Origin of the sequence: Amycolatopsis sp. 505 (genome assembly GCF_031625235.1) — a bacterium.
In the GTDB taxonomy this organism is placed as follows: Bacteria; Actinomycetota; Actinomycetes; order Mycobacteriales; family Pseudonocardiaceae; genus Amycolatopsis.
On sequence record NZ_JACKQP010000001.1, the window covers coordinates 332283 to 358608 of the forward strand.

Below are 26326 nucleotides of genomic sequence, written 5' to 3' on the forward strand. Positions count from 1 at the left end.
CGGGGACGGTACTCAGTCCTGATAGGAGAGCTTCGCCATTTCCTCGTCGAAGTCGAACCAGTCGCTCTCGCTGCCGGCCGGGATGACGTCGTAGGTGCGGTCGAGGAAGGCCGCGATCTCCTTCGCGGGCGCCTCGAGCACCGCGGCGCCGTCCGGGGAGCTCAGCTCGACGACGACCAGCGCGGGGTCGCCGGCCGGGCCGATGCGCACGTCGCCGTCGCCGCAGCGGGCGAGCAGGCCGTCGGCGAGCAGGTCGCGGCCGAAGAGCCACCGGACCGCGCTCGGGCCGGCGTGCAGCACCACGGCGACCGCGTACGGGTCGCGGGTGTCGTACTCCAGCTCGGCCGGCACCGGTCGCGGTCCGGCCCCGAAGGTGCGGAGGGCGAAGTCGATGCGGGCGTTGGTCACGGTGTGCGGGTCGGCCATTTCGGCCCCTTTGCTACTCGTCGGTTAACTTCGGCTGCTTCCAGGGATAACCCATAGTCAGTTCAACGCCCAGCGATCCGAAAAACTTTCACACGCCAGGGTGATCAAGAAGTGTCCGAGGTCACCGTCGGCGTGGCCGAACGGGCACTTCCCTCACGCACGGTCATCACCGGTGACCGGTCTTTCTGGCCCGCGATGTCCAGGTACACCCACCGACCGTCCAGATACGCGTGTCGACCCCTCAATCACGCGTGTCGACCCCTCAATCACGCGTGTCGACCCCCCGATCACGCGTGTCGACCCCCCGATCACGCGTTGCTCGGCACATCAGCGTCGCGGTGAGCGGTCCGCACGGCGCTGACCACGCACCTCGACCAGCATTCGGAGCCGCGCGGCCACCGGATGGGTTCCGGCGGCGGATTTGCGCCGTCCGGGTGGGAAACGCCACCGGGCACCAGTCCGCTTCGCCGCCTGGCCGCGAACCCCCGGCAAGTCAGGGGTGACGTGGAGGGCCGGGAATGGGTGAGCGTGGGCGGCTGCGGCTGCCACCGGACGAGGCACCGGCGCCCGCGCCGAGCGCCGAAGAGCTGCTCGCGCGGGTGGCGGCGGGCGACGAGACGGCGTTCGCGTCGCTCTACGACCTCGTCGCGGGTCCGGTCCTCGGCCTCGCGACGCGCGTGCTGCGCAGTCACGCGCAGGCCGAAGAGGTGGCGCAGGAGGTGCTGGTGGAGGTGTGGCGCAAGGCCACGAGGTACGAGCCGGACCGCGGCAGCGCCCTGTCGTGGGTGCTGACCATCGCGCACCGCCGGGCCGTCGACCGCGTGCGCTCGCACCAGGCCGGTGTCGACCGCGAGGAGCGGGCGGGCCTGATGGACGTCCGGCGGCCGTTCGACGAGGTCACCGAGTCCACGTTGGCCGGTCTGGAGCAGCAGCGGGTGCGGCAGTGCCTGGCCGCGCTGACCGACCTGCAGCGCGAGTCGATCGTCCTGGCCTACTACAACGGCTACACCTACCCCGAGGTCGCCGAGGTGCTGAAGGTCGCGCCGGGCACGGTCAAGACCCGCATCCGCGACGGCCTGATCCGGCTGCGCGACTGCCTGGGGGTGGACCGATGACCGCCGAGCTGCACACGATGACCGGGGCGTACGCCCTGGACGCGGTGTCCGCCGCGGACCGCGCGGAGTTCGAACGCCACCTCGGCGAGTGCGCCGCTTGCCGCCAGGAGGTGGCCGAACTGCGGGCGACCGGCGCGCGGCTGGGCGTGGCGGCCGCGGTGGACCCGCCGCCGTCGCTGAAGCTGGTGGTGCTCGCCGACGTGGCCCGCACCCGCCAGCTGCCGCCGAGGGTGCCAGTGGTCCGCCGGCTGAGCCGGGCCAAGACGTGGCAGGTGCGCTTCGCCCTGTTCGGCGCCGCCGCGGCGGCCGTGGTGGCGGTCGTGTTCGGGGTGGTCAGGACACCCGCGCCGGTCGACTCGGTGCTGAGCGCGCCGGACGCGGCCGCGATCCAAGGGGCCGGGGAAGGGCACACCACGCTCGTCGTCTCGCGCAGCCGCCACCAGGCCGTGCTGCTCGCGTCGGACCTGCCCGCGCTCGACGCCGGGCACGTCTACCAGGTGTGGCTGATCGGCGGCGGACACGCGCGCTCGGCCGGGCTGATGACGACCGAGGTGTCGCAGCGGATGCTGGTGGCCGACCTGCCCGCCGACGTCGACCGGATCGGGATCACCGTCGAGCCCGCCGGCGGTTCGGCCGGCCCGACGACCCCCGCCGTCACCAGGATTTCCCTTGCGTAGCCGCGGGTGGGCCGCCCTGCTCGGGGTCCTGGCGCTCGCCGCCGCGTTGGCGGCCGGCCACCTCGTCGCCGGGTTCGTCGGCGTCAACGCGTCGCCCTACCTGGCCGTGGGCAACGGTGCCATCGACCTGACCCCGGTGTGGCTGAAGGACTTCGCCGTCCGCACCTTCGGCACCTACGACAAGCTCGTGCTGCTGTCCGGGATGGCCGTCGTCATGGTGGCCGTCGCGGCGGTGGCGGGCCTGCTGTCGCGCCGGACGCCGGTGCCGGGGCTGGTGGTGATCACCGGGTTCGGGCTCGTCGGCCTGGTCGCGGTGTACGCGCGGCCGGATCTCGACGCGGTCGCGCTGCTGGCCCCGCTGGCGAGCTTGGTCGCCGGGGTGGGGACGTTCGCCTTTCTGCACCGGCTCGGCGTCAACACTGCCGCCCCGGACTCGTCGCGGCGGACGGTGCTGCTGGCGAGCGCCGGCGTCGTCGTGGGCGCGGGGGTCGCCGGTCTCGGCGGGCAGCTGCTCGCCGGCCGCCGGGACGCGGCGGCGTCGCGCGAAGCGGTCGGGCGGCTCGTCCCGGCCCGGACCGCACCGATGATCCCGGCCGACGCCGACTTCGCGAAGCTGGGCACGCCGACGTTCCTGACCCCCAACGACCGCTTCTACCGGGTGGACACCGCGCTGACCGTGCCGCAGGTGCGGGCCGAGGACTGGAGCCTGCGGCTGCACGGGATGGTCGACCGGGAGATCCGGTACCGCTACGGCGACATCCGGAACCGGCCGCTGGTGGAACGCACGATCACGATGACCTGCGTGTCCAACGAGGTCGGCGGCACCTACGTCTCCACCGCGAACTTCCTCGGCGTCGACCTGGCCGACCTGCTCGAAGAGGCCGGGGTGCGGCCGGGTGCCGAGCAGCTCTTTTCGTCCAGTGTGGACGGCTGGACGTCCGGCAGCCCGGTCGCCGCGGCGCTGGACCGGGCGCGCGGGGCCATGCTCGCCATCGGCATGAACGGCGAACCGCTGCCGATCGAGCACGGTTTCCCGGCCCGGCTCGTCATTCCCGGGTTGTACGGGTACGTGTCGGCCACGAAATGGGTGACCGACCTCGAAGTCACGACCTGGGGGGCACGGCAGGCGTACTGGCTGAAACGCGGGTGGGGCCAGGAGGCCCCGATCAAAACGGAATCGAGAATCGACACGCCGAAGGGTTTCGAAACCGTCCCTTCGGGGAAGGTCCGGGTCGCGGGGGTCGCCTGGGCGCAGCACACCGGGATCGCCAAGGTCGAGCTGCGCATGGACAACGGACCGTGGCGGGAAGCCGTGCTGTCGCACGAAGTGAACGTCGACACCTGGCGCATGTGGTGGCTCGAGTTCGACCTCGCGCCGGGTGGCCACCAGGTCGTCTGCCGGGCGACGGACAAAAGCGGGTCCACGCAGACCGAAATGCGCGCCGGGACCGTCCCCGACGGCGCGACCGGGTGGCACAGCATCGCCTTCACGGCACGGTGACCCGGATCACCCGAATGGGGGCCAATCCGATTTCCGCGTAGTTCCGAATACCGGGCAAGAAGAAGTTCTCAGCCGCTTATGGGAGTGATTTTCGTGACCAAGCTTCGTGTCGCCGGAATCGGTGTCGCCGCTGTCGCCGCCCTTTCGCTGACCGCGTGCAGCGGTAGCGACACCGCTTCGTCGGGCAGCTCCAGCAGCGCCCCGGCGCCGGCTCCGTCGTCGTCGATGTCCGCGCCGTCGTCCAGCATGGCGGCCGGTGGTTCCGGCGTGACCACCAACGCCGACGTCTTCGGCCCGGCCTGTTCGCAGCTGCCGCAGGGGTCCGCGCCCGGTTCGCTGGACTCGATGGGCCCGCAGCCGGTCGCCTCGGCCGCTTCGACCAACCCGCTGCTGACCAAGCTGGTGGCCGCGGTCAAGGCCACCAACCTGGTCGACACGCTGAACAGCCAGGAGGCCATCACGGTCTTCGCGCCGGCCGACCCGGCGTTCGCCGCGCTGGGTGACGCCAAGTTCAACGAACTGGCCGGCAAGCCCGCCGAGCTGGCGCCGATCCTGCAGTACCACGTCGTCGGCAAGCGCTACGACGCCAAGGGCCTCGCCGCGGCCGGTTCGGTCGAGACGCTCAACACCGCCGGCGGCCCGGTGAAGATCGAGGGCTCCGGCGACAGCATGACGATCAACGGCGCGAAGATCCTGTGCGGCAACATCCCCACGAAGAACGCCACGGTCTTCGTGATCGACAAGGTGCTGACGCCGGGCACCAACAAGTAGGTCAGCGTCCGAGCAGGGGGCCCAGGCGTTCCGCGATGTCGGTGAGGATCTGCACGTAGTCTTCGTGTTCGAAGGTGAACGGCAGGGCGAAAGCCACCTCGTCGATCTCGCGGAACGCCTGGTGCGCGTGCAGCCGCTCGGCGATTTCCGCCGACGTGCCGACGAAGTCGGGGGAGAACAGCATCCGCGCGGGGCCCTGCGGTTCCGCCGTGCGGGGCAGTCGTTTTTCGGCGTAGGCCTCGTACTTCGCCCGCTGTTCCGCCGTCGCGCCGTCGGTGGGGATCACGACCAGGCCCTGCGAAATGCGGCCTTCGGGGTGGTGCTCGCGGAACGTCCGGATGTGCGAGAGCTGGATCTCGGCGAAGTCCGTGCTCTCGCCTTCGGCCTTGACCACGCTGCTGGTGAGGAAGTTCATCCGGTGCTTGCCGGCCCACTCCGCCGAGCGCAGGCTCGCGCCGCCGTACCAGAGGCGGTCGCCGAGGCCGGGTGCCTGCGGCTGGACGCGGTCCGAGAACACCTCGAAGCCCTGGGTGCCGCTGAATCCCGTCGCCGGCTCGCCGCGCACGAAGTCCAGCAGCCGCTGCACCCGGTCGTACGAGAAGTCCTCGACGTCCGCGGTGTCCGGGTAGAGGGCGTGCTTGACGTCGTCCCAGCGCATCGGCGGCCCGACGCTGAGCCCGGGGTTGAGCCGCCCGCCCGAGAGCAGGTCGACGGTGGCGAGGTCTTCGGCCAGCCGCAGCGGGTTCTCCCAGCCGAGCGGGATCACCGCGGTGCCGAGCTCGATCCGGCTGGTCCGCTGCGACGCGGCGGCCAGCACGGCGACCGGCGAGGAAATGCCGTACTGGAGGTGCCGGTGGCGCACCCAGGCGCTGTCGAACCCAAGGCGTTCGCCCAGCTCGATGATCTCCAGCGTCGACTCGTGGCCCCGGCGCGGGTCGGCCGCGTCGAACAGGCCGATGGTCAGGAAGCCGAGCTTCCGCAGTGGTCGTGACACAGCTTCGATTTTGCCCCGATGGGCGGAGTTGTCCCAGCTGGTGGACTACCGCAGCCGGTCGAGGCCGTCGAGGACGAGGTCGAGGCCGAATTCGAACTCCGCCTGGTCGTCGCACCAGCCCAGGGTCGAATCCGGGTCGTCGTGGGCGATTTCGGCCAGCATCCCGACCAGGTTCGGCAGCTGGGCGGCCAGTTCCGCGGGCACCTCGGCCGAGGCCCCGGCGTTGGGGTCGAACAGCTCCTGGCTGAACCCGAGCGCGCGGCTGCCCAGCGCGTGCAGCGCGTGGTGGATCCGGTCGTGCGAGAACCCGCCCTCGCGCATCAGGCCGACCAGGCCGTCGTAGTACTTCAGCACCGCGATGCTCGTCGCCGAGCGCGTGCCGAACAGGCCGGGCGCCCAGGGGTGGCGGAGGAAGACCTGCCGCGCCGCGAGGATGCGCCGCCGGGCCGTCTGCTTCCAGTCCGGGCCGGGCGCCACGCGGGCCACGACGTCGTTGATCTCCTCGGCGACCACCTCGACGATCCCGTCGAGCACGTCTTCCTTCTTGGCCACGTGGTAGTAGAGCGACATCGCCTCGGCGCCGAGGTCCTCGGCGAGCCGGCGCATGGTCACCGCGCGCAGCCCGTGCTCGTCGGCGAGCGCGACGGCCGCCCGCAGCACGCGTTCCCGGCTCAGCGGGGTCCGGGCTTCGGTGGTCACGGATTGGATCGTACAACGTAAGTCCCCTTGACCCCGCGCTCGTCCCGGAGCTACCTTACGGCGTAAGACTTACAACGTAAGGGAGCGGTCATGAAGGCTTTGATGCAGCGTGCGTACGGCCCGCCGGACAGCTTGACCTGGGAAGACGTGCCCGAACCGGTGCCGGGTCCCGGCGAAGTGCTGGTGCGGGTGCACGCCACTTCGGTCAACCCGTACGACTGGCACTTCATGAGAGGCGAGCCGTACGTGGCCCGCCTGATGACCGGCGGCTTCGGCCTGCGGCGCCCGCCGGTGGGCGTCCTCGGCTGCGACCTGGCCGGCCGGGTGTCGTCGGCGGGGAAGGTGTTCGCGCCCGGCGACGACGTCTACGCGCTGCTGCCGCGGGGTGCGCACGCCGAGTACGTCTGCGTGCCCGAGGACCTGCTGGCGCCGATGCCGGCGAACCTCACCCACGAGCAGGCGGCGGCGATGCCGATGGCGGCCGTGACCGCGCTGCTGGCGCTGCGGGGTGTCGAGGCCGGGCAGCGGGTGCTGGTCAACGGCGCTTCCGGCGGGGTCGGCACCTTCGCCGTCCAGCTGGCGCGGGCGCTCGGGGCGCGGGTGGACGCGGTGAGCACCAACGTCTCCTTGGTGCGCTCGCTCGGCGCGGAGCACGTCTTCGACTACCGGACGGACGACTTCACGCGCAGCGGCCGCCGCTACGACGTCGTGCTGGACGTCGCCGGCGGCCGGTCGGTGTTCGCCTGCCGGCGGGTGCTGGTGCGGGGCGGCACCTTCGTCGCCGTCGGCGGCCCGGCCGGGCGGTGGGTGCAGCCCGCGGGGCACGTCTTCGCCGCCCTGGCGTCCGGTCTCCCGGCGCGGCGGCGGGTCGTGCTGGCGGACGCCGTGGCCTGCGCGGACAAGGCGGCGGTCCTGCGTGAGCTGGCCGGTTTCGTGGAGCGCGGCGCGGTCACGCCGGTCGTCGACCGGAGCTACCCGTTCGACGACCTGCGTGCCGCGTTCGCTTACTCCGAGGCAGGGCACGCCAAGGGCAAGGTGGTCGTCACCCTCGGCGGCTAGCCGTTGTGCGGGCAGTTGCCGCGGTAGTCCGAAATGGACAGACTGGTGCTCGGGATCGGGCAGAGGAACTGCTCGTAGCGGGTGTCGTTGTCGATGAACCGCTTGAGCCAGGACAGGGTGTACTTCGCGATCGTCGTGTTCGACGTGTTGGGCGCGAAGTGGCTGGCGCCGCGCAGTTCCAGGTAGGCACGGTCCAGAGTGGACGGAAGACTCGCGTAGAACGGGATCGAGTGCGACGCCACCGGCGCGATGGTGTCCGACTGCGCCCCGACGACGAGCGTCGGCACCCGCAGGGTCGACCAGTTCTTCGTCAGGTTCCAGCCGGTCAGCGGCACCGCGGCCTGCAGCGACGGCCGGGAGCGCGCCGCTTCGAGCGTGCCACCGCCGCCCATGGAGTGCCCGACGACGCCGAGCCGGCTGCTGTCGATCCGCGATCGGACGCTGCTTTGCTGCGTCAGGTAGTCCAGGGAGGCCAGCAGTTGCCGGCCGCGGCTGTCGGGCTGGTCGGAGGTGGTGATGGTGTCGATGGTGAACACCACGAAACCCTGTGACGCCAGGCGCGGGCCCAGCCAGGCGATGCTCGACTGGGTGGCGGTGAAGCCGGGAGCGATCGAGATCGCGCCGAACGTGCCGGCGGTCGTGGTCGTCGGGTAGTAGATGGTGCCGCCGCCGAAGCCGGAGACGGCCAGCCGGGACACCGTGGCGGTGCTCGTCGCGAACGACCCGCGGCTGGCTTCGATGCTGGCGGTGGTCGGGTCGGGACCCCGCTCGTAGGGGTTCGCGGCGGCGGGCGCCGGCGCGGCGACCGCGGTGGTCAGCGCCAGGGCGCCCAGCACGACGCCGGCGGCCTTGGCGCGCCACCCGCGTCGGCGGGAAATTTTCTCACCCAAGCCGGACGTCGTCGGCGGGCTGGTGGGTGCGGACATGGATCGCTCTCTTTCCCCGGGCAGGCGAAAGCACGCCCGGACACAGACGGGCGGATCGGCAGAACTGGTGCACGGCAACGGAAGGACGTGCCGCGGGCGGGGTGCGGGGTAACCGCTTTCCCTCCGCCTATGAAACACCTTGGCGAAATGTTCCACATCCTCCGAATGGGGGAGCGGCCTGACGAACTGGGCGGTCGCTCAGGGCACGCGGACCGGCTCGAGGGCGCCGCGCACGAGGGTGTCGACCAGCGTCGTCGCGACGGTGAGGTCCACCGAGCGGGCGGCGAGGACGTCGGAGTAGAGGAAGGACTCGCCGAGCCGGACCACCGCGAAGGCCAGGTCCGGGAGCCCGACCAGCGGGGCCAGCCCGGCGGCGTCGGCGTCCTCCTGGAACAGCTGGACGTGCGCGTCGACCAGCCCGGGCTGCACGGCACCGCGCGGATCGGTGAGCACGCGCAGGGCGACGTTCGACTCGGCCTCGATGAGCTTGCGCATGCCTTCGCTGCCGGCGACTTCGCGGCGGTAGGCCTCCATGACCCAGAGGCAGCGCAGCCGGCCGTCCGGGGTGCGGACCGCGTCGCCGTGCTCGGCGCGCCAGCCGTCGAGCGCGCGCTGCCAGGTCCGGTCGGAGAGCAGGCGGAGGCCGGCGCCCATCAGGTCCTCGCGGTTGCCGACGCGGCGGAAGAAGGTGGTGCGCGAGATGCCGAGGTCGGCGGCCATCCGCCCGAGGTCGAGGCGGGTGCCGGCCATCAGCAGGCGGGCGGCGTGCCGGACGATGTCGTCGGTCGAGGCGGTCACCGGCGTCACCCTAGTCGCAGGTGGGTGCCGGTTACCTTGAAGTGCGCGGCACCCCTTCGGTTAGCTGGGTTCCGTGCGCGTAGACATCTGGTCCGATCTGGTCTGTCCCTGGTGCTATCTCGGCAAACGCCGCTTCGAGCAGGCGGTGGCCGAAGTCGGTGTCGACGTCGAGGTGGTGCACCACTCGTTCCAGCTCGACCCGTCGTTCCCGCGCGGGACCTCGCGGCCGACGCGCGAGGTGCTGGCCGAGAAGTACGGCCGGACACTGGAAGAAGCGGACGCGATGGAAGCCCAGATGGAGGAGCGCGCGGCCGCCGACGGCCTCGAGTACCACCTCGACGGCGTCCACATGGGCAACACGGTCGACGGCCACCGCCTGGTCCACTTCGCGGCCGAGCGCGGTCTGGCCGACGCCGTCGTCGACCGGTTCTACGCCGCGCACTTCACCGAGCGGCGTTCGCTGTTCGACCACGATTCGCTGGTGTCGCTGGCCGTGGAAGCGGGCCTGGACGAGGCCGAGGCGCGGGCGGTGCTCGAATCCGACGCGTACGAAGCGGAAGTGGCATCGGACGGCGAGCAGGCCCGCGCGCTCGGCGCGTCCGGCGTCCCGTTCTTCGTGATCGACCAGCGCTACGGCGTGGCGGGAGCCCAGTCGCCGGAGGTGTTCGCCCAGGTGCTGCGGCAGGTCAGCGCCGCCGCCGCCGGGTGAACCGCGACCGGTCGGTGGCGATGCCGGCCAGGTGCAGGGCAACGCAGAGAAGGCCGGCGGTGGTGAGCGTCCCGGTGGTGATCACCGGGCCGAGCCCGAACCCGGCGAGCTCCATGAGCAGGGCGAGCCCGAAGAGAACGGCGGCGAGAATGGCGAGCATGACGGTCTCGTTTCCGTGGCGTGGGGCCGAACGGTCCACGCCACTGGGACGTTGGGGGTACCGGGGTTTCCGGCTTGGTGGCCGGTAATTCCCCCGCCCCGCCCGCCTGAAACGACCACTTTCCCGCCCTCGTTCCCCGCCCGCCGCCGCGCGGATTCCCGACGCCGTACCGGGAGGGTCGGCACGCGTGATTGAAGGGTCGGCACCCGTGATTGGAGGGTCGACACGCGGTGGCGTCCGGCCTGTGCCGTGTCGACCTCCCAATCACGTGAGTTGACCTCCCAATCACGCGAGTTGACCTCCCAATCACGTGAGTTGACCTCTCAATCACGTGAGTCGACCCTTCGATCACGCGGGGGGTGGGGCGGTGCTGGAGCGGATGACCAGCTCCGTCGGGAGGAGGACCGGCTCGCCGGCTTCCGTGCCTGTCTCGATCTCCGCCAGGAGGGCCTTCACCGCGTGGCGGCCCACCGCCTCGAACGACTGGCGGATCGTCGTCAGCGGGGGCCAGAAGTGGGCTGACTCCTCCATGTCGTCGAAGCCGACCACGCTCACCGAAGCCGGCACCGCGCGGCCCGTCTCGTGCAACGCGCGCAGCAGCCCCAACGCCATCTGGTCGTTCGCCGCGAACACCGCCGTCACCTCCGGGTCCGCCGCCAGGCGCAGGCCCGCCTGGTAACCCGACTCCGGTGACCAGTCGCCGGCCACCACCGGGGGAACGACACGGCCCGCACGCTCCAAAGTGGCCTGCCAGGACTTCCGGCGCCGCTCGGCCGAGTACGACTGCGGCGGCCCGGCGATGTGCCAGACCGTCGAGTGCCCCAGGGACAGCAGGTGGCTGGTCGCCCGGGCCGCGCCGTCGGCCTGGTCGTTGTCCACCACCGGGTAGTCGTAGCGGGCACTCGAGTCGATCACCACCACCGGGAGCCCGTGCGGCAGTTCGATTTCGCTTTGGTCAAGCTGGTGTTGCTCGATGAGGATGATGACGCCGTCGACGGCCTGCTCGTTCAACGTGCTGAACGCACCGGTCACCTCGCCCTGGGTCGGCCGCGTCACCGGCATCAGGATGATCGAGAACCCCTCCGGCACGACCGCCGCCGCGATGGCGTCGAGGGTGCGGCTGTTGCCGAACGTCGGGAGGGCCGAAATGATCACGCCGATGCTGCGGAACTGGCCGTTGCGCAGGGCCCGGGCCGCGCTGTTGGGGCGGTAGCCGACCCGTCGCATCGCGGCGAGCACCCGTTCGCGCGTCGCTTCGTCCACATTGGTCTTGCCGTTGGCGACCCGGGAAACCGTCTGGCCCGAGACACCCGCCTCGCGGGCGACGTCCGCCATCGACGGGCCCCGGCGCCGGGCCGGGCCGGGTGCGGATGACGTCGCTGTCTGGCGCGGCACGGTCACTCCTCGGTGTCCTGGACATGTTTACGTCAACACGTTACTCTGCGGCCGTCCATGTTGACGTAAACATCCCGCCGGGTCCAGTGCCCGGCCGCATGACCACTCGGAGTGACGATGACGTCCACAGCGGCTCCGCCCGCCCCGGTGCCTTCGCGCCGGGCGTCCGCGGCCCGCCGGCCGCGGCGGAAATGGCGGGGCTGGCTGTTCGTCGCCCCCTTCATGCTGGTGTTCGCGCTGACCTTCATCGCGCCTGTCGTGTACGCCTTCGTGCTGAGCCTCTTCCGGGACCAGGCCTTCTTCGGCGGCACGGTCTTCGTCGGCGCCGACAACTACGTCCAGGTCTTCGGCGACCCGAAGTTCTGGGAGGCCTTCCGGCGCGTGCTGGTGTTCCTCGCCGTGCAGGTACCGATCATGCTGGTGCTCGCGCTGATCGCGGCCCTGGCGATCGACAGCGCCCGGCTGCACGCCGCCGGCTTCTTCCGGATCGTGATCTTCCTGCCGTACGCGGTGCCCGCCGTGGTCGCCGCGCTGATGTGGGGGTTCATCTACGGTGACCACTTCGGGCTCGCCGCCGACCTGAACCACCTGCTCGGCACCGCGCTGGCGCCGTTGTCGCCGAGCTGGCTGCTCACCTCGATCGGCAACATCGTCACGTGGGAGTTCGTGGGCTACAACATGCTCATCTTCTACTCCGCGCTGAAGGTGATCCCGAAGGAACTGTTCGAGGCGGCCGCCATCGACGGCGCCGGCACGTTCCGCACGATCCTTTCGATCAAGCTGCCCGCGATCCGGGGCGCCATCGTGGTCGCGACGATCTTCTCGATCATCGGCAGCTTCCAGCTGTTCAACGAACCGAACATCATGCGCAACCTGGTCCCGAACACGATCGGCACGTTCTACACGCCGAACATGTACGCCTACAACCTTTCCTTCAACGGGCAGCAGTACAACTACTCCGCCACCGTCGCGATCGTGATGGGCGTGATCACCGCGGTCATCGCCTACGTCGTGCAGCTGCGCGGCTCCCGGAAGGAGATGTGACGTGGCTGTTCTCCCGAAGACGCGGTTCTCCGTGACCAAGCCGCGCAAGTCCCGGGTCCTCACCGGCTTCATGGCGCTGTACCTGCTCTACACCCTGGTCCCCCTGGTGTGGCTGGTGATCAACGCGAGCAAGACCCAGCCGGCGCTGTTCTCGACCTCGGGACTGTCCTTCGGCGACACGTTCGCGCTGTTCGACAACATCGGCCAGACGTTCACCTACAACGGCGGCATCTTCTTCCGCTGGCTCGGGAACACCCTGCTGTACGTCGTGGTCGGCGCCGGCGGCGCGACCTTCCTCGCCACCGCGGCGGGCTACGGGCTGGCCAAGTACCGCTTCCCCGGCCGCCGCGGGGTGTTCGCCGTCGTCCTCGGCGCCGTGGCCGTGCCCCCGACGGCGCTGGCCGTGCCGACGTTCCTGATGTTCAGCAAGATGGGGCTGACCAACACGCCGTGGGCGGTCCTCATCCCGTCCCTGATCAGCCCGTTCGGCCTGTACCTGATCTGGGTCTACGCCGCCGACGCCATCCCCGACGAGCTCCTGGAAGCGGCGCGGATCGACGGCGCGGGCGAGCTCCGGATCTTCCTCACCGTGACGCTGCGCCAGCTGGTTCCCGGCATCATCACGGTCGCGCTGTTCACGATGGTGCAGACGTGGAACAACTACTTCCTGCCGCTGATCATGCTCAGCGAACCGAAGTGGTACCCGCTGACCGTCGGGCTCAACCAGTGGAGCGCCCAGGCCAACGGCGCGGGCGCCCAGCCGATCTTCAACCTGGTGCTCACCGGGTCGTTGCTCACCATCATTCCCCTCGTCGTCGCTTTCCTGCTCATGCAACGGTTCTGGCAGTCCGGGCTGAGCGCCGGAAGCGTTAAGCAATAACCCGCCGTCACACCGCCGTGAAGGGACACCCGATGTCAAGAATCCGCACCCGCGCCAAGGCGGCCGCCGCCCTCGCGCTGGCCGCCGCGCTCGCGGTCGGTTGCTCGTCCGGGGGCACGTCCTCCGCCCCCGCCGCCGCCACCGGCACCCAGGACTCCGTCGACGCCGCGCTGAAGGCCGGCGGCGAGATCACCTACTGGAGCTGGACGCCGTCGGCCAAGGACCAGGTGGCCGCCTTCCAGAAGGAATACCCGAACGTCAAGGTCAACTACGTCAACGCGGGGACCAACAAGGAGGAGTACACCAAGCTCCAGAACGCGATCAAGGCCGGCTCGGGCGCCCCCGACGTCGCCCAGATCGAGTACTACGCCCTCCCGCAGTTCGCGCTGACCGACTCGCTGGCGGACCTCAACCAGTTCGGTTTCGGCTCGTTCGAGAAGGACTACAGCGCCTCGACGTGGGCGCAGGTGAAGAACGGCAACGGCATCTACGGCCTCCCGCAGGACTCCGGCCCGATGGCCCTGTTCTACAACAAGGAGGTCTTCGACAAGAACGGCATCGCCGTGCCGAAGACCTGGGCCGAGTACATCGACGCGGCGAAGAAGCTGCACACCGCCGACCCGACCAAGTACATCACCTCGGACACCGGTGACCCCGGGTTCGTGCTGAGCATGATCTGGCAGGCCGGCGGGCACCCGTTCACCGTCGACGGCCGGAGCGTGAAGGTCAACCTCGCCGACGCGGGCACCAAGAAGTGGACCGCGATGTGGGACCAGCTGATCCAGGGCAAGCTGCTCGCCCCGGTCAAGGAGTGGTCCGACGACTGGTTCCGCGCGCTCGGTGACGGCACCATCTCGTCCCTGGTCACCGGCGCCTGGATGCCGGGCAACTTCATCTCGTCGGTGCCCGGCGGCGCCGGCAAGTGGGCGGTCGCGCCGATGCCGACCTACGACGGCAAGCCGGTCACCGCGGAGAACGGCGGCAGCGCGCAGTCCGTGGTCAAGCAGAGCAAGAACCCGGCGCTGGCCGCGGGCTTCGTGCGCTGGCTCAACCACGCCGGTGGCGTCCAGCCGTTCATCAAGAGCGGCGGCTTCCCGTCGACCACGGCCGACCTGACCTCGCCCGCGTTCGTCGACGAGGCCGTGCCCTACTTCGGCGGCCAGAAGGTCAACCAGGTGCTGACGCAGGCGTCGAAGGACGTCGCGCCGGGCTGGACGTACCTGCCGTACCAGACCTACGCCAACAGCATCTTCAGCGACACCGCCGGCAAGGCCTACCTGAACGCCACCCCGCTCGACGCCGGACTGGCGGCCTGGCAGCAGGCCATCGTCGACTACGGCAACCAGCAGGGCTTCACGGTCAGCGCCGGATGACCGTCCACATCGAAGGCGACGCGGGCCAGGTCATCGGCCCGGTCCCGCGTCGCCTCTTCGGCTCCTTCGTCGAGCACATGGGCCGGTCGGTCTACACCGGGCTGTACGAGCCGGGTCACTCCACATCGGACGCTCGCGGCTTCCGCGGCGACGTCCTGGAGCTGGTCCGGGAACTCGGGCCGACCGTGCTTCGCTACCCCGGTGGCAACTTCGTCTCCAGCTACCGCTGGGAGGACGGCGTCGGGCCGGTCGAGGACCGGCCCCTCCGGCTGGACCCGGCGTGGCACAGCGTGGAATCCAACCGCTTCGGCCTGCACGAATTCGTCGCGTGGGCCGAAGCCGCGGGTGCCGAGGTGATGTACGCCGTCAACCTCGGCACCCGCGGCATCCAGGAGGCCGCCGACGTCCTGGAGTACTGCAACATCGCCGGCGGCACGGACCTGAGCGAGCGGCGGCGGGCCAACGGCGCCGACCGTCCGTTCGGCTTCAAGCTGTGGTGCTTGGGCAACGAGATGGACGGCCCGTGGCAGATCGGCCACAAGACGGCCGAGGAGTACGGCCGCCTGGCCGCCGAGACCGCCCGGCTCATGCGGATGATCGACCCGGACCTCGAACTGGTCGTCGCGGGCAGTTCGCACGCCGACATGCCGACGTTCGGCTCGTGGGAGCGCACCGTGCTGCGCCACACCGCCGAGCTGGTCGACCACATCTCGCTGCACGCCTACTACCAGGAGCTGCACGGCGACACCGACAGCTACCTGGCCAGCGCGGCCGCGCTGGACCGCTACATCGCCACGACGGCCGGGGTCATCGACGAAACCCTCGCCGAGCTGGGGCTCGACAAGAAGATCGGGATCAGCGTCGACGAGTGGAACGTCTGGGACCTGCGCCGCTGGAACGAGGTCGACCAGGCGGAGCTCGCCGCGGGCGGCTGGCGGCAGCACCCGCGGATCATCGAGGACACCTACACCGTCACCGACGCGGTCGTCGTCGGTTCGCTGCTGAGTTCCCTGCTGCGCAACGTCGACCGCGTCACCATGGCCAACCAGGCGCAGCTGGTGAACGTCATCGCGCCGATCCGCTCCGAGCCCGGTGGCCCGGCCTGGCGGCAGACGACGTTCCACCCGTTCCGGCAGGTCGCCGCGCTGGCCGGCGGGGCGAGCCTGCGCCTGGAGGTCGACGGCGACCGGCTCCGCACCGCACAACACGGCGAAGTCGGCCTGGTCGACGCCGCCGCGACGGTCGAGGAGTCCGGGCGCGGGGCGGTGTTCCTGACCAACCGCGCGACGGCGTCGCCGACCGAAGTCCGGATCCGCCTGCGTGGCGCCCGGTTCGGCGTCTACGCCGCCGAAACCCTGACCACACCGGACGGCGAGACCCGCCACACGGTGAACACCGCCGACGCACAACCGGTCCGGCCGGTGCCGCTACCCGGCACGGTCGCGACGTCCGATCCCGGGGGGACCACCATCACCGTGACACTGCCACCCTTGTCCTGGACCGTGCTCCAGCTGACCCCGCAGGCGGGCCCGGATGCCTGAGTTCGCCATCGGGGAGCACGACTTCCTGCTCGACGGCCGCCCGTTCCGCATCCTGTCCGGTGCCCTGCACTACTTCCGCGTCCACCCGGACCTGTGGGCCGACCGGATCGACAAGGCCCGGCGGATGGGGCTCAACACCATCGAGACGTACGTGGCGTGGAACGCGCACGCCCCGGAGCCCGGCACGTTCGACCTGTCCGGCGGGCTCGACCTCGACCGGTTCCTGCGCATGATCGCCGACGCCGGGATGTACGCGATCGTGCGGCCCGGCCCGTACATCTGCGCCGAGTGGGACAACGGCGGGCTGCCCGCCTGGCTGTTCCGCGACCCGTCGGTCGGCGTGCGCCGGTACGAGCCGAAGTACCTGGACGCCGTCCGCGAGTACCTGACGAAGGTGTACGAGGTCGTCGTCCCGCACCAGGTCGACCGCGGCGGGCCGGTGCTGCTGGTCCAGGTGGAGAACGAATACGGCGCGTTCGGCGACGACAAGCGCTACCTGAAAGCGCTCGCCGAGCACACGCGCGACTCCGGCGTCACCGTGCCACTGACCACAGTGGACCAGCCGACACCGGAGATGCTCGAAGCGGGCAGCCTCGACGGGCTGCACCGCACGGCGTCGTTCGGGTCCGGCGCCGAAGCGCGGCTGGCCGTCCTGCGGGAGCACCAGCCGACCGGGCCGCTGATGTGCAGCGAGTTCTGGAACGGCTGGTTCGACCACTGGGGCGCGCACCACCACACGACGTCGGCCGCGGATTCGGCGGCGGAGCTCGACGCGCTGCTCGCCGCGGGCGCGTCGGTCAACCTCTACATGTTCCACGGCGGCACCAACTTCGGGCTCACCAACGGCGCCAACGACAAGGGCGTCTACCAGCCGCTGATCACGTCCTACGACTACGACGCGCCGCTGGACGAAGCCGGGAACCCGACGCCGAAGTACCACGCCTTCCGCGACGTGATCGCCCGCTACCACAAGGTGCCCGACACCGTTCCGCCGCCGGCCCGGCCCGCACCGACGCCGTCCGGCGCGCTCGGTGACCCGGTCCGGCTGCTCGACGCGCCGGAGCGGTGGGGCACCTGGGAGTTCCACGAAGAGCTGCCCGCGTTCGACGAGCTCACGCCGATGCCGCAGCTCGCGCTGCTGCGGTGCACCGTCGAGGGCGACCGGCCCGGCGTGCTGACCTTCGGCGAGGTCCGCGACCGCGCGACCGTGTTCTTCGACGGCGACCTGGTCGGCACGCTCAGCCGGGACCACCACGAGCGCGCGATCCCGCTGCCGCGCGCGTCCGGCGAGCTGCTGGTGCTGGTCGAGGACCAGGGCCGCGTCGACTACGGCCCGCGCATCGGCGAGGCGAAGGGCATCATCGGCGGGGCGTCGCTGCACGGCGAGCCGCTGGCCGGCTGGGACGTGCTGCCGTTCGACCTGGCCACGCTGCCGTCGCTGCGGCCTTCGGCGCCGTCGTCCGTGACGGGCGCGGTGGCCGGGCCGGTGGTGCTGCGCGCCCGGATCGACGTCGACGAGCCCGCCGACCTCTTCCTCGACACGGGGGAGTGGGGCAAGGGCGTCGCCTGGCTCAACGGGTTCGCGCTCGGCCGGTACTGGCGGCGCGGGCCGCAACGGACGTTGTACGTGCCGCGCCCGGTGGTCCGGCCCGGTGCCAACGAACTGGTCGTGCTGGAACTCGGCACGATGCTCGACCCCGCGGCCCGGTTCGTGCCGCGGCCGCTGCTGGGCCACACCGAGGCCTGAAGTACCGTCCCCACCGCACCGAAGGGCAGTTCGACGATGAACTTGCGGCGTTTGCTCACCGTCCTTTGTGTACCTCTGATAGGCGGCGCGGTCGTCGCCGCACCGGCGGAAGCGGCCACTTCTGTCACAGTCAAGCCGGATCCGACCTACCGGCAGCAGCCGTTCGACGGCTGGGGCGCCAGCCTGGCGTGGATGGCCGAGGCGACCGGCGGCTACCCGGATGCCGTCCGGGACAAGCTGGCCGACCTGGTCTTCGGGCCCGAGGGGCTGAACCTGAACATCGCCCGGTTCAACGTCGGCGGCGGCAACGCCCCCGACGTCCCGTCGTACCTGCGCGCGGGTGCCGCGGTGCCGGGCTGGTGGACGGCCCCGGCCGGTACCACCCGCACCGACAAGGACTGGTGGACCCCCGGCGACGCGGCCGAGTTCGACCCCAAGGCGGACCCGAACCAGCGCTGGTGGGTCGACAAGATCAAGAACCGCGTCACGAAGTGGGAGGCGTTCAGCAACTCGCCGCCCTACTTCCAGACCGTCTCCGGGTACGTCTCGGGCGGCTTCAACGCCACCGACGAGCAGCTGCGGCCGGACAAGATCGGCGACTTCACCGCGTATGTGACGCAGGTCGTGCGGACCCTCGAGAAGGCGCACGGCATCAAGTTCGCGTCGGTGAACCCGCTGAACGAGCCGAACACGAACTACTGGAAGACCACGCTCGGCGCCGACGGCAACCCGACCGGCGGCCGCCAGGAGGGCGCGCACATCGGCCCGGCGGTCCAGTCGCAGCTGATCCCGGCGATGGCGTCCGCGCTGAAGGCGGCCGGCTCGCGAGCGATCGTCTCCGCGCCCGACGAGACCAACCCGGACATCTTCGCGGCGGACTGGGCCGGCTGGTCGGCCGACGCCCGCGCCGCGGCGGGCCGGCTCAACGTGCACACCTACGGCACCGGCAACCGGCCGGTCCCGCGCGACCTCGCCAAGGGCGCGGGCAAGCCGCTGTGGATGAGCGAGGTCGGCGGCAGCTGGCTGGACCGCCAGGACTTCACGGACATGGACCCCGGCCTCGGCATGGCCAAGCAGATCACCGACGACCTGCGGCTCCTGGAACCGAGCACGTGGGTCAGCTGGCAGCCGATCGAGGACTACAACAACATGAAGCCGGGCGGCGAGTCCGCGGCCGGGATGAACTGGGGCGAGATCCAGGTCCCGTTCGACTGCCCGAAGAACGCCACGCTGCAGACCTGCCCGATCAAGACGAACACCAAGTTCAACACCATGCGCAACTTCACCCACTACATCAAGCCGGGTGACCGGCTGATCGGGGTGAACGACACCGCGTCCACGGTCGCGATGCGCGGCGAGGACCTGGCGACGGTCGTGCACACCAACGCGGGCACCGACGCCCAGGACGTCACGCTGGACCTGTCCGGCTTCCGGAACGTCCGGCACGGGGCGTCCGTGACGCCGGTGGTCACCGACGTCACCGGGGCGCTGAAGCGGGGCAAGCCGGTGAAGGTGACCGCCGGCCGGGCGACGCTGCAGGTCCCGGCGCGTTCGGTGACGACCTTCCTCGTCGACGGTGTCTCCGCGACGGCGGCCGGCACCGGCATCGGCTCGGGCAAACCGGTCACCTTCACCGGCGTGCAGAGCGGCAAGTCGCTGTCGGCGGAGAACGGCTCGCTGGTCCAGCGCACGACGGACGCCTCGGTGGCGGCGCAGCGCTGGACGCTCACCGACCGCACGGGCCGCTACGGCAACCGCGACCGGTTCACCATCACGAACGCGGGCACGGGCCAGGTGCTCAGCACGTCCGGCGGCGCGGTGACGCTGGCCGCGGCGGGCGCGTGCGACCCGGCGGCGCAGTGGACGCTGTCCACGACCGGTGACGGCACCTGGACGTTCGTCAACGCGGCGAGCGGGCAGCTGCTCGACGTCACGAGCGAGTCCCGTGAGGACGGCGCCCGGATCGGCCTGTACAAGCCGACCAACGGGCCCAACCAGCGCTGGCAGGCCGTCACCCGCTGACCTGGCTCCCCGGTCGTGAGTGGTCAGGCGGGTTCTGACCCGCCTGACCACCCACGACGGCTTTGGTCAGGCGGGTTTGAGCGGGTCGTGGCCGATCGACATCAGCCGGTGGCGCCAGTGGGCCTCGCCCGCGGTGGGCTCCAGGTCGTCGCGGCGCTGGGCGTGCACCCGGTCGACGACCCGGCGCATCACGTCGGCGTCGTGGGAGTCCACGTCGGACTTGCGCTTGCGCAGGATGGCCAGCACCTCGTTGCCCGTCGGCGGGCCCGCCTCGTCGGGGAGCGGTTCGGTCTCCGGGCCCGCGTCGCGGGTGCGCAGCCAGTCCTCCAGCTCGCGCGAGGTCATGTTCACCACCCGGTGGAACTCCGCCCACAGGTCGTCGTCGACTGCCGGATTGTCCATCTTCGTCGGCTACCCGGCGCGGCCTACGTCAAACCGTGGTCCCGTGGCCGGTAGAATTCCTCCGGACCCGTTGAAACGCCAGCGGTGGTCTCTGTTGACGCTGCTGGCGAGCTCGATCCCGTGCTCGCCGCTTGACGCATGGGAGGGGTGGGCCTTGCCGACCACTGGCGACGGCATGGCGGCGCGGGTCGACGAGCTGAACGCGGTGCTGGCCGATCTCGTCGGGGTCCTCGAATCGATGTCCGACACGCCGGGGCTGCTCGACGCGGTCTGCGGCGAAGCGGTCCGGGTGGTCCCGGACGCGGACCTGGCCAGCATCATGGTCGTCCGCGACGGCGTGACCCAGACGGCGGCTTTCACGGACGAGCGAGCCCGGCGCATCGACGACGTCCAGTACGCGGCAGGCGACGGTCCGGGCCTGCTCGCGGCCCTGACGGGTGAAGTGGTCCGGGTGGCGGTCGCGGAGACGGGCGAGCAGTGGCCCGAATTCGTGGCGGCGGCGAAGGAACTCGGCGTGGGCAGCTACCTGGCGGTCCCGCTGCGCGTGGACGACACGTTGGTGGGCGCGATCACGCTGTTCGGCTTCGAGACCCACGGCTACCACGAGTTCGACACGAAGGTGTTGCGGCTGTTCACGTTGTGCGTGGAGACGGTGCTGCGGCTGACGCGCCGGTACCGGGAGGCGCGCGGGCTGGCCGACGAGCTGCGCAACGCGATGGAGACCCGCGCGGTGATCGAGCAGGCCAAGGGCATGCTGATGCTGATCCACCGGGTCAACGAGGACGCGGCGATGCACCGGCTGATCGTGGAGTCCCAGCACACGAACATCAAGCTCCGCGACGTCGCGGCCCGGTTCACGAAGCGGATGAGCTCGGCGGACGGCGGCCCGGCCCGGCCCTGAACAACGTCCCCAGGCCGCTTTGCACCTTGCCGCCGAGCGCGTCCCACACGGTGACCGCGGTCGCGGTGAGCACGGGCTTCTCGAGCCGTTCCTCCAGCTCGGCGAGCAGCGGCGTGGTGTGCAGGGCGGTCTCGGGGACGAGCACGGCGGCGGCGTCTTGGTGGTCGGCCGCGACGGCGAGTTCGGTGATCCGCTGCGCGTCCCAGGCGGCGAGAGCGCGATCGGAGCCCGCGTCGGCCGAGACGGCGTGCACGGTGGTGACGCCGGCCTCGGCGAGGAAGGCGGCGAAGAGCGCGGTCAGGTCCGGGTGGTAGACGGAGGCGAGCGCAACGCGCTCGACGTCCAGCCGATCGAGGGCGGCGAGGTAGGCCAGTGACGTGCTGCTGGCCGGGACGCCGAGGTGATCGCTGAGGGCTCGCGCCTGGTCGCGCGCCCCGTCGAGACCGTGGGTGAAACTGCAGCTGGAGCACGCCCAGCTGACGACGTCCGGGGTGGTGCCGAGCCGGTCGGCGGCGGCGACGAGACGGCCGGGCGAGCCGAGCGCCCGCACGGCGGCGATCTGTCCGGCCGCGCCGGGATCCCATTCGACGTAGGCGAAGTCGAGTTCGGGGGCGGGATCCAGCCGGCGGCAAAGGGCGGCGAAGTCGTCCTCGCCGCAGTCGCGGGTGGGGTAGAGCAGGCCGATGCGCATGATCTCCGGTTACCCGGACGGGCGTCGGTGCAAGAGGTCGAAGCGGGACCACATCGCCTCGGCCGCTTCGATGGACGCGCTCGTCGCGGGGCTGGACGTGGCTGATTGGGCGGCGATCGTTTGGGTTGTGCTGGCGGGCGAGAGGTCGAAGCGGGACCACATCGCCTCGGCCGCTTCGATGGACGCGCTCGTCGCGGGGCTGGACGTGGCTGATTGGGCGGCGATCGTTTGGGTTGTGCTGGCGGGCGAGAGGTCGAAGCGGGACCACATCGCCTCGGCCGCTTCGATGGACGCGCTCGTCGCGGGGCTGGACGTGGCTGATTGGGCGGCGATCGTTTGGGTTGTGCTGGCGGGCGAGAGGTCGAAGCGGGACCACATCGCCTCGGCCGCTTCGATGGACGCGCTCGTCGCGGGGCTGGACGTGGCCGATTGGGCACGACCGTTTGGGTGCTGGCGGGCGATGAGAGCAGGCCGATGCGCATGGTCTCCGGTTACCCGGACGGGCGTCGGTGCAAGAGGTCGAAGCGGGACCACATCGCCTCGGCCGCTTCGATCGACGCGCTCGTCCGCGCCGGGTCGACCGCCGCGAGCTGGGCCACGATCGCCTGGGCCAAGGCCATCCCCGCCGTCAACGACGGGAAGAACGTCACGCCCTCCGCCGGCACCATCAGCACCTGCTCCGCCGCTCCTGCCAGGGCCGGGCTCGCCGCGTCCGTGATCGCGAAGACCCGGGCGCCGCGGTCGCGGGCCTCGTTCGCCGCCAGGACCGTGCTCTCGTACAGGCGCCAGAAACTGATCGCCACCAGGACGTCGTCCGCGGTCAGCTTGGCCGTCTGGTTGGCCAGTTCCGCGTCGCCCGCCGTGATCGCGTGGACGTCGTAGCCCGCCAACCTCGCGTTGTGGGCCATCGCAATCCCGACCGCCGCGTAGCTTCCGTCCGCGATCACCAGTGTTCGGCGGGCCGCCGCCATCGCTCCCGCGACCGTCCGCAGCAGCGGCTCGTCGAACCGCCGGTTCAGCAGCGCGAGGCTGTCGAGGTCACGCCGGAGGGACGCCGACCCCGGTGAGCCGACGTCGCGGTGCTCCTCCGCCACCTGCGGCGCGCTCAGCGACGACATGTACCGCGCCCGCAGCTCCTGCTGCAGCGCCGGCCAGCCCGCGAAGCCCAGCGCCTGGGCCGTGCGCGTCACCGTCGCGACGTTGACGCCGGCCAGCTGGGCCAGCTCGGCCGTCGAGCCGAACGACGCCCGGCGCGGCTGCGAGACCAGCACTTCCAGCACCGCGGCCGACTTCGGACGCAAGCCCCGCTCGGGCAGCCGGTCGCGCAGCCACGCCTCGAAACCGTCGTCGGTCTCCGCCACCTCGGCGCCCTCCCCTGCTGTCCGGTGCACCGTAACGCACCCAGTTTTGCAAAGAACGTTGCAGTTTTGACGAAATGCAGTCTATGTTGTCGGCACTCCCCGACGGAAGGCGTTCCCCATGACGCTGCTGACCCGGCTGGACCGGCTCCCGCTGAGCCGTCCCCACTACAAACTGCTGCTCATCGGCGGCCTCGGCTACACCTTCGACGGCATGGACTCGGCGGTCGTCGCCTTCCTGCTGCCCAGCGCCAAGGCCGCCTGGCACCTCGACAACGGCCAGCTCGGCCTGATCGGCTCGGCGACGCCGTTCGGCTTCCTCTTCGGCGCGATCGCGGCCGGCCTGCTCGGCGACCGCATCGGCCGCAAGAAGGTGATGATGTACGCGCTGGCCTTCTACGCGCTGTTCTCCGTCATCGCGTCCTTCTCCCCGAACTACGAGGTCTTCCTCGGCGCGCGGGTGCTCGCGGGGGCGGGCGCGGGCGCCGAAAGCGCGATCATCGCGCCCTTCCTGTCCGAGTTCGTCCCGGCCAAGCGGCGCGGCTGGTTCGTCGGCGCGCTCGCCGGGTTCTTCTCCTTCGGCTTCGTCGCGGCCGCGCTGATCGGGCGGTTCGTCGTGCCGTCCTTCGACGAGGGCTGGCGGGTCGCGCAGCTGGTCACCGCGCTGCCGATCGTCATGCTGCTGTGGTGGCGCCGGTCCCTGCCCGAATCGCCGCGCTTCCTGCTCGCCCACGGCCGGGCCGCGGAGGCCGAGAACGTCGTCGCCAAGATCGAGCGGGACGTCGAGAAGGCCACCGGCACCACCCTCCCGCCGGTGCCGCCGGCCGACGCCGCCCCCGCGACCGAGACGCCGAAGGTCAACCTCCTCAGCGCGCTGAAGTTCCTGTGGAGCCCCGCCATGCGGCGCCGGACGGCGGTGATCTGGACCGTCTGGTTCGTGATCACGTTCTCCTACTACGGCTTCTTCTCGTGGATCCCCACGCTGCTCGTGGAACGCGGCATCACGGTGACGAAGAGCTTCGAGTTCTCGATCATCATCTACCTGGCCCAGGTACCCGGGTACTTCTCCGCCGCGTGGCTGTCCGAACGGCTCGACCGCAAGCACACCATCGCCCTCTACCTGGCCGGCTCGGCGGTGAGCGCGTTCTGGCTGAGCCAGACCAGCGCGCCGTGGTCGATCACGCTCGCCGGTGCGGTGCTGTCCTTCTTCCTCAACGGCACCTACGCCGGGGTGTACTCCTACACGCCCGAGGTGTTCCCGACCTGGATCCGCGCCAGCGGCACCGGTCTGTCCAGCGCGTTCGGCCGGGTCGGCAGCATCCTGGCGCCGACGATCATCGGCCTGTCCGCGGCGAGCCTCGGCTTCGCCGGCGTCTTCGGCCTGACGACGGCGGTGCTGGCGGCCGGGGTGCTCTGCGTGCTCGTCTTCGGCCTGTCCACCGCGGGCCGCTCGCTGGAGGAACTGACCGAACACGGCGCCCCGGTGGCGACCGCGAAGGAGATGACGAAGTGAGTCTGTCCATTGTGGAGGAGCGGGTGCGTGCCGAGCTCGGCGTGCGGCTGTTCACCGTCCTCGCCTGGATCCCGGAACGCCGGGCGCTGCGCCGCGTGCACAGCAGCCACCCGGCGGAGTACCCGGTCGGCGGGGAGAAGACGGTCGAGGTCGCGGCGGGCTGGCTCGACCGCTGCATCACCGCGCAGGAGCCCTACTTCGGCCCCGGAAAAGCGGCGGTGCGGGAGATCTTCGCCGACCACGAGCTGATCGAGTCCCTCGGCTGCGGCTCGATCATCAACGTCCCGGTGGTCGACGGCGGCCGGACCCTCGGCGTGCTCAACATCCTCGACGCGGAAGGCGCCTACGACGAGGATTCGGTCCAGGTGGCCCGATCCCTCGCCCCGCTCGCCGTGCCGGCGCTCAAGGAGGAACAGTGACCCTGCTGCTGCGCAACGCCCGACTGCTCGACCCGCTCTCCGGCGAGTACACCGAGGGCGACCTCCGGTGCGCCGATGGCCGGATCGCCGAGGTCGGGCCCGGCCTGACCGCGCCCGACGGCCCCGCACTGGACCTGCGCGGCGCGGTCGTGCTGCCGGGGCTGGTCGACGCGCACGTGCACGTCACGGCGTCGACCGCGGACCTGGGCTCGCTGTCGTCGTCGTCACCGAACTACGTGGCCGCGCACGCCGCCCGGACGATGAGCCGGATGCTCGACCGCGGGTTCACCACCGTCCGCGACGCCTCGGGCGCCGACTTCGGGCTCGCCGACGCCCAGGCGGAGGGCCTGTTCCGCGGCCCGCGGCTGCTGTTCTGCGGGCGCGCGCTGAGCCAGACCGGCGGCCACGGCGACAGCCGCACCCGCGGTACGCAGGTGCAGGACGACCACCCGTGCTGCGCCGGGCTCGGCCGGGTGGCCGACGGCGAGGACGCCGTCCGCGCCGCGGCCCGCGACGAGCTGCGCAAGGGCGCCCACCACATCAAGGTGATGGCGTCGGGCGGCGTCGCGTCCCCGACCGACCGCATCGACTCGACGCAGTACTCGGCCGGGGAACTGCGCGCGATCGTCGAGGAAGCCGAGGCGGCCAACCGGTACGTCGCCGCACACGCGTACACCGCCCGTGCCGTGAACCGGGCCCTGGAACTGGGTGTCCGGTCCATCGAGCACGGCAACCTCCTGGACGACCGCAGTGTCGAGCTCTTCCTCGAGCACGACGCCTTCCTCGTCCCGACCCTGGTGACGTACTGGGCCCTGAAGGAGGAAGGCCGCGAGCACGGGCTCCCGGAAGCCAGCTGGCGCAAGGTCGACGAGGTCCTCGGCGCCGGCCTGGCGGCCCTGGAGCGGGCGTCCCGCGGCGGCGTCAAGCTGGTCTACGGCACGGACCTGCTCGGCGGCATGCACCGCCACCAGAACCACGAGTTCCGCCTACGCGCCGAAGTCCAGTCACCGCTGGAAATCCTCCGCTCGGCCACGTCGACGGCGGCGGAGCTGCTGAACCTCACCGGCGAGATCGGGACCCTGGCCGTGGGGGCCCACGCGGACCTCCTGGTCGTCGACGGCGACCCCCTGTCCGACATCGGGGTGCTGGCCGAGCCGGAGAAGTTCCGCCACGTCATCCAGGGCGGCGCGGTGGTGTCCGGCTGA

At 71.0% G+C, this 26326-nt stretch carries 26 protein-coding genes; 16 read left to right on the plus strand and 10 right to left on the minus strand.

The window, feature by feature from the left end; all coding sequences use genetic code 11:
- Positions 1-12 precede the first annotated feature (12 nt).
- Entirely contained in the window at positions 13-426 is a 414-nt protein-coding gene (locus H5965_RS01680; protein ID WP_310967379.1) for an SsgA family sporulation/cell division regulator, read from the minus strand.
- Positions 427-944: 518 nt separating this feature from the next.
- Here H5965_RS01680 and sigK point away from each other — a divergent pair.
- From sigK to H5965_RS01700, 4 genes are all read left to right on the plus strand, one after another.
- Positions 945-1541, plus strand: a complete 597-nt coding sequence (sigK, locus tag H5965_RS01685) for an ECF RNA polymerase sigma factor SigK (RefSeq protein ID WP_310967380.1) — start codon at positions 945-947, stop codon at positions 1539-1541.
- Positions 1538-2218 carry an anti-sigma factor gene (locus H5965_RS01690; protein WP_310967381.1) on the plus strand — a complete coding sequence of 227 codons (681 nt, stop codon included), beginning with the start codon at positions 1538-1540 and terminating at the stop codon, positions 2216-2218. Before sigK ends, H5965_RS01690 begins: the two co-directional genes overlap by 4 nt.
- Positions 2211-3719 (plus strand): molybdopterin-dependent oxidoreductase, encoded by a 1509-nt coding sequence (locus tag H5965_RS01695; protein WP_310967383.1) that lies wholly within the window; start codon positions 2211-2213, stop codon positions 3717-3719. Before H5965_RS01690 ends, H5965_RS01695 begins: the two co-directional genes overlap by 8 nt.
- Before the next feature lie 93 nt (positions 3720-3812).
- Complete coding sequence (locus H5965_RS01700; RefSeq protein WP_310967385.1) at positions 3813-4490, plus strand: fasciclin domain-containing protein; 678 nt, start codon at positions 3813-3815, stop codon at positions 4488-4490.
- Between the two features lies 1 nt (position 4491).
- Here H5965_RS01700 and H5965_RS01705 read toward each other — a convergent pair whose 3' ends face one another.
- Both H5965_RS01705 and H5965_RS01710 read right to left on the minus strand, forming a co-directional pair.
- Positions 4492-5484 carry an LLM class flavin-dependent oxidoreductase gene (locus tag H5965_RS01705; RefSeq protein ID WP_310967386.1) on the minus strand — a complete coding sequence of 331 codons (993 nt, stop codon included), beginning with the start codon at positions 5482-5484 and terminating at the stop codon, positions 4492-4494.
- A gap of 45 nt (positions 5485-5529) precedes the next feature.
- Positions 5530-6183, minus strand: a complete 654-nt coding sequence (locus H5965_RS01710) for a TetR/AcrR family transcriptional regulator C-terminal domain-containing protein (protein ID WP_310967387.1) — start codon at positions 6181-6183, stop codon at positions 5530-5532.
- Between the two features lie 90 nt (positions 6184-6273).
- Here H5965_RS01710 and H5965_RS01715 point away from each other — a divergent pair, with 90 nt between their 5' ends.
- Complete coding sequence (locus H5965_RS01715; protein WP_310967389.1) at positions 6274-7242, plus strand: NAD(P)-dependent alcohol dehydrogenase; 969 nt, start codon at positions 6274-6276, stop codon at positions 7240-7242.
- Here the strand turns inward: H5965_RS01715 and H5965_RS01720 are convergent.
- Complete coding sequence (locus tag H5965_RS01720; protein WP_310967391.1) at positions 7239-8168, minus strand: alpha/beta hydrolase; 930 nt, start codon at positions 8166-8168, stop codon at positions 7239-7241. The two genes, H5965_RS01715 and H5965_RS01720, sit on opposite strands and share 4 nt — an antisense overlap.
- A gap of 198 nt (positions 8169-8366) precedes the next feature.
- The gene (locus H5965_RS01725; protein WP_310967392.1) at positions 8367-8966 is read right to left on the minus strand and encodes a QsdR family transcriptional regulator; all 600 of its coding nucleotides are present in this window, start codon (positions 8964-8966) and stop codon (positions 8367-8369) included.
- 85 nt (positions 8967-9051) lie between these two features.
- On the opposite strand from H5965_RS01725, the gene H5965_RS01730 reads away from it, so the two are divergent.
- The gene (locus H5965_RS01730) at positions 9052-9675 is read left to right on the plus strand and encodes a DsbA family oxidoreductase (protein ID WP_310968468.1); all 624 of its coding nucleotides are present in this window, start codon (positions 9052-9054) and stop codon (positions 9673-9675) included.
- On the opposite strand, the gene H5965_RS01735 is transcribed toward H5965_RS01730, so the two are convergent.
- Together H5965_RS01735 and H5965_RS01740 are read right to left on the minus strand one after the other, a co-directional pair.
- Entirely contained in the window at positions 9653-9835 is a 183-nt protein-coding gene (locus H5965_RS01735; protein ID WP_176175443.1) for a hypothetical protein, read from the minus strand. The genes H5965_RS01730 and H5965_RS01735 overlap by 23 nt on opposite strands.
- 348 nt (positions 9836-10183) lie before the next feature.
- Positions 10184-11236, minus strand: coding sequence for a LacI family DNA-binding transcriptional regulator (locus tag H5965_RS01740; RefSeq protein ID WP_310967394.1), 1053 nt, complete (start codon positions 11234-11236; stop codon positions 10184-10186).
- Between the two features lie 111 nt (positions 11237-11347).
- Between H5965_RS01740 and H5965_RS01745 the strand changes: the two genes are divergently transcribed.
- The 6 genes from H5965_RS01745 (at position 11348) to H5965_RS01770 (ending at position 19837) form a co-directional block, all read left to right on the plus strand.
- Positions 11348-12274, plus strand: a complete 927-nt coding sequence (locus H5965_RS01745; RefSeq protein WP_310967395.1) for a sugar ABC transporter permease — start codon at positions 11348-11350, stop codon at positions 12272-12274.
- Between the two features lie 70 nt (positions 12275-12344).
- Positions 12345-13154: a carbohydrate ABC transporter permease gene (locus tag H5965_RS01750; RefSeq protein ID WP_310968469.1), complete on the plus strand. Its 810-nt coding sequence runs from the start codon at positions 12345-12347 to the stop codon at positions 13152-13154.
- 32 nt (positions 13155-13186) lie between these two features.
- Positions 13187-14527, plus strand: coding sequence for a sugar ABC transporter substrate-binding protein (locus H5965_RS01755; RefSeq protein ID WP_310967396.1), 1341 nt, complete (start codon positions 13187-13189; stop codon positions 14525-14527).
- Positions 14524-16068 carry an alpha-L-arabinofuranosidase C-terminal domain-containing protein gene (locus tag H5965_RS01760; RefSeq protein ID WP_310967397.1) on the plus strand — a complete coding sequence of 515 codons (1545 nt, stop codon included), beginning with the start codon at positions 14524-14526 and terminating at the stop codon, positions 16066-16068. The genes H5965_RS01755 and H5965_RS01760 overlap by 4 nt, the downstream gene beginning before the upstream one ends.
- Entirely contained in the window at positions 16061-17815 is a 1755-nt protein-coding gene (locus H5965_RS01765) for a beta-galactosidase (RefSeq protein WP_310967398.1), read from the plus strand. The genes H5965_RS01760 and H5965_RS01765 overlap by 8 nt, the downstream gene beginning before the upstream one ends.
- 36 nt (positions 17816-17851) lie before the next feature.
- A complete protein-coding gene (locus H5965_RS01770; RefSeq protein ID WP_310967399.1) occupies positions 17852-19837 on the plus strand; it encodes an RICIN domain-containing protein in 1986 nt (661 codons plus the stop codon).
- Between the two features lie 66 nt (positions 19838-19903).
- Here H5965_RS01770 and H5965_RS01775 read toward each other — a convergent pair whose 3' ends face one another.
- Positions 19904-20239 (minus strand): DUF3140 domain-containing protein, encoded by a 336-nt coding sequence (locus H5965_RS01775; protein WP_310967400.1) that lies wholly within the window; start codon positions 20237-20239, stop codon positions 19904-19906.
- Positions 20240-20414: 175 nt separating this feature from the next.
- Here H5965_RS01775 and H5965_RS01780 point away from each other — a divergent pair, with 175 nt between their 5' ends.
- The gene (locus H5965_RS01780; protein WP_310968470.1) at positions 20415-21140 is read left to right on the plus strand and encodes a GAF and ANTAR domain-containing protein; all 726 of its coding nucleotides are present in this window, start codon (positions 20415-20417) and stop codon (positions 21138-21140) included.
- On the opposite strand, the gene H5965_RS01785 is transcribed toward H5965_RS01780, so the two are convergent.
- Both H5965_RS01785 and H5965_RS01790 read right to left on the minus strand, forming a co-directional pair.
- On the minus strand, positions 21094-21831 hold the full coding sequence (locus H5965_RS01785) for a decarboxylase (protein ID WP_310967403.1): 738 nt from the start codon (positions 21829-21831) through the stop codon (positions 21094-21096). The two genes, H5965_RS01780 and H5965_RS01785, sit on opposite strands and share 47 nt — an antisense overlap.
- Positions 21832-22322: 491 nt before the next feature.
- A complete protein-coding gene (locus H5965_RS01790) occupies positions 22323-23192 on the minus strand; it encodes a MurR/RpiR family transcriptional regulator (protein WP_310968471.1) in 870 nt (289 codons plus the stop codon).
- Between the two features lie 118 nt (positions 23193-23310).
- Here H5965_RS01790 and H5965_RS01795 point away from each other — a divergent pair, with 118 nt between their 5' ends.
- Genes H5965_RS01795 through H5965_RS01805 form a run of 3 tightly spaced genes read left to right on the plus strand, consistent with a single transcriptional unit; the run spans position 23311 to position 26326 of the window.
- Positions 23311-24702 (plus strand): MFS transporter, encoded by a 1392-nt coding sequence (locus H5965_RS01795; RefSeq protein WP_310967404.1) that lies wholly within the window; start codon positions 23311-23313, stop codon positions 24700-24702.
- On the plus strand, positions 24699-25121 hold the full coding sequence (locus tag H5965_RS01800; RefSeq protein ID WP_310967405.1) for a GAF domain-containing protein: 423 nt from the start codon (positions 24699-24701) through the stop codon (positions 25119-25121). The genes H5965_RS01795 and H5965_RS01800 overlap by 4 nt, the downstream gene beginning before the upstream one ends.
- Entirely contained in the window at positions 25118-26326 is a 1209-nt protein-coding gene (locus H5965_RS01805; RefSeq protein ID WP_310967406.1) for an amidohydrolase family protein, read from the plus strand. The genes H5965_RS01800 and H5965_RS01805 overlap by 4 nt, the downstream gene beginning before the upstream one ends.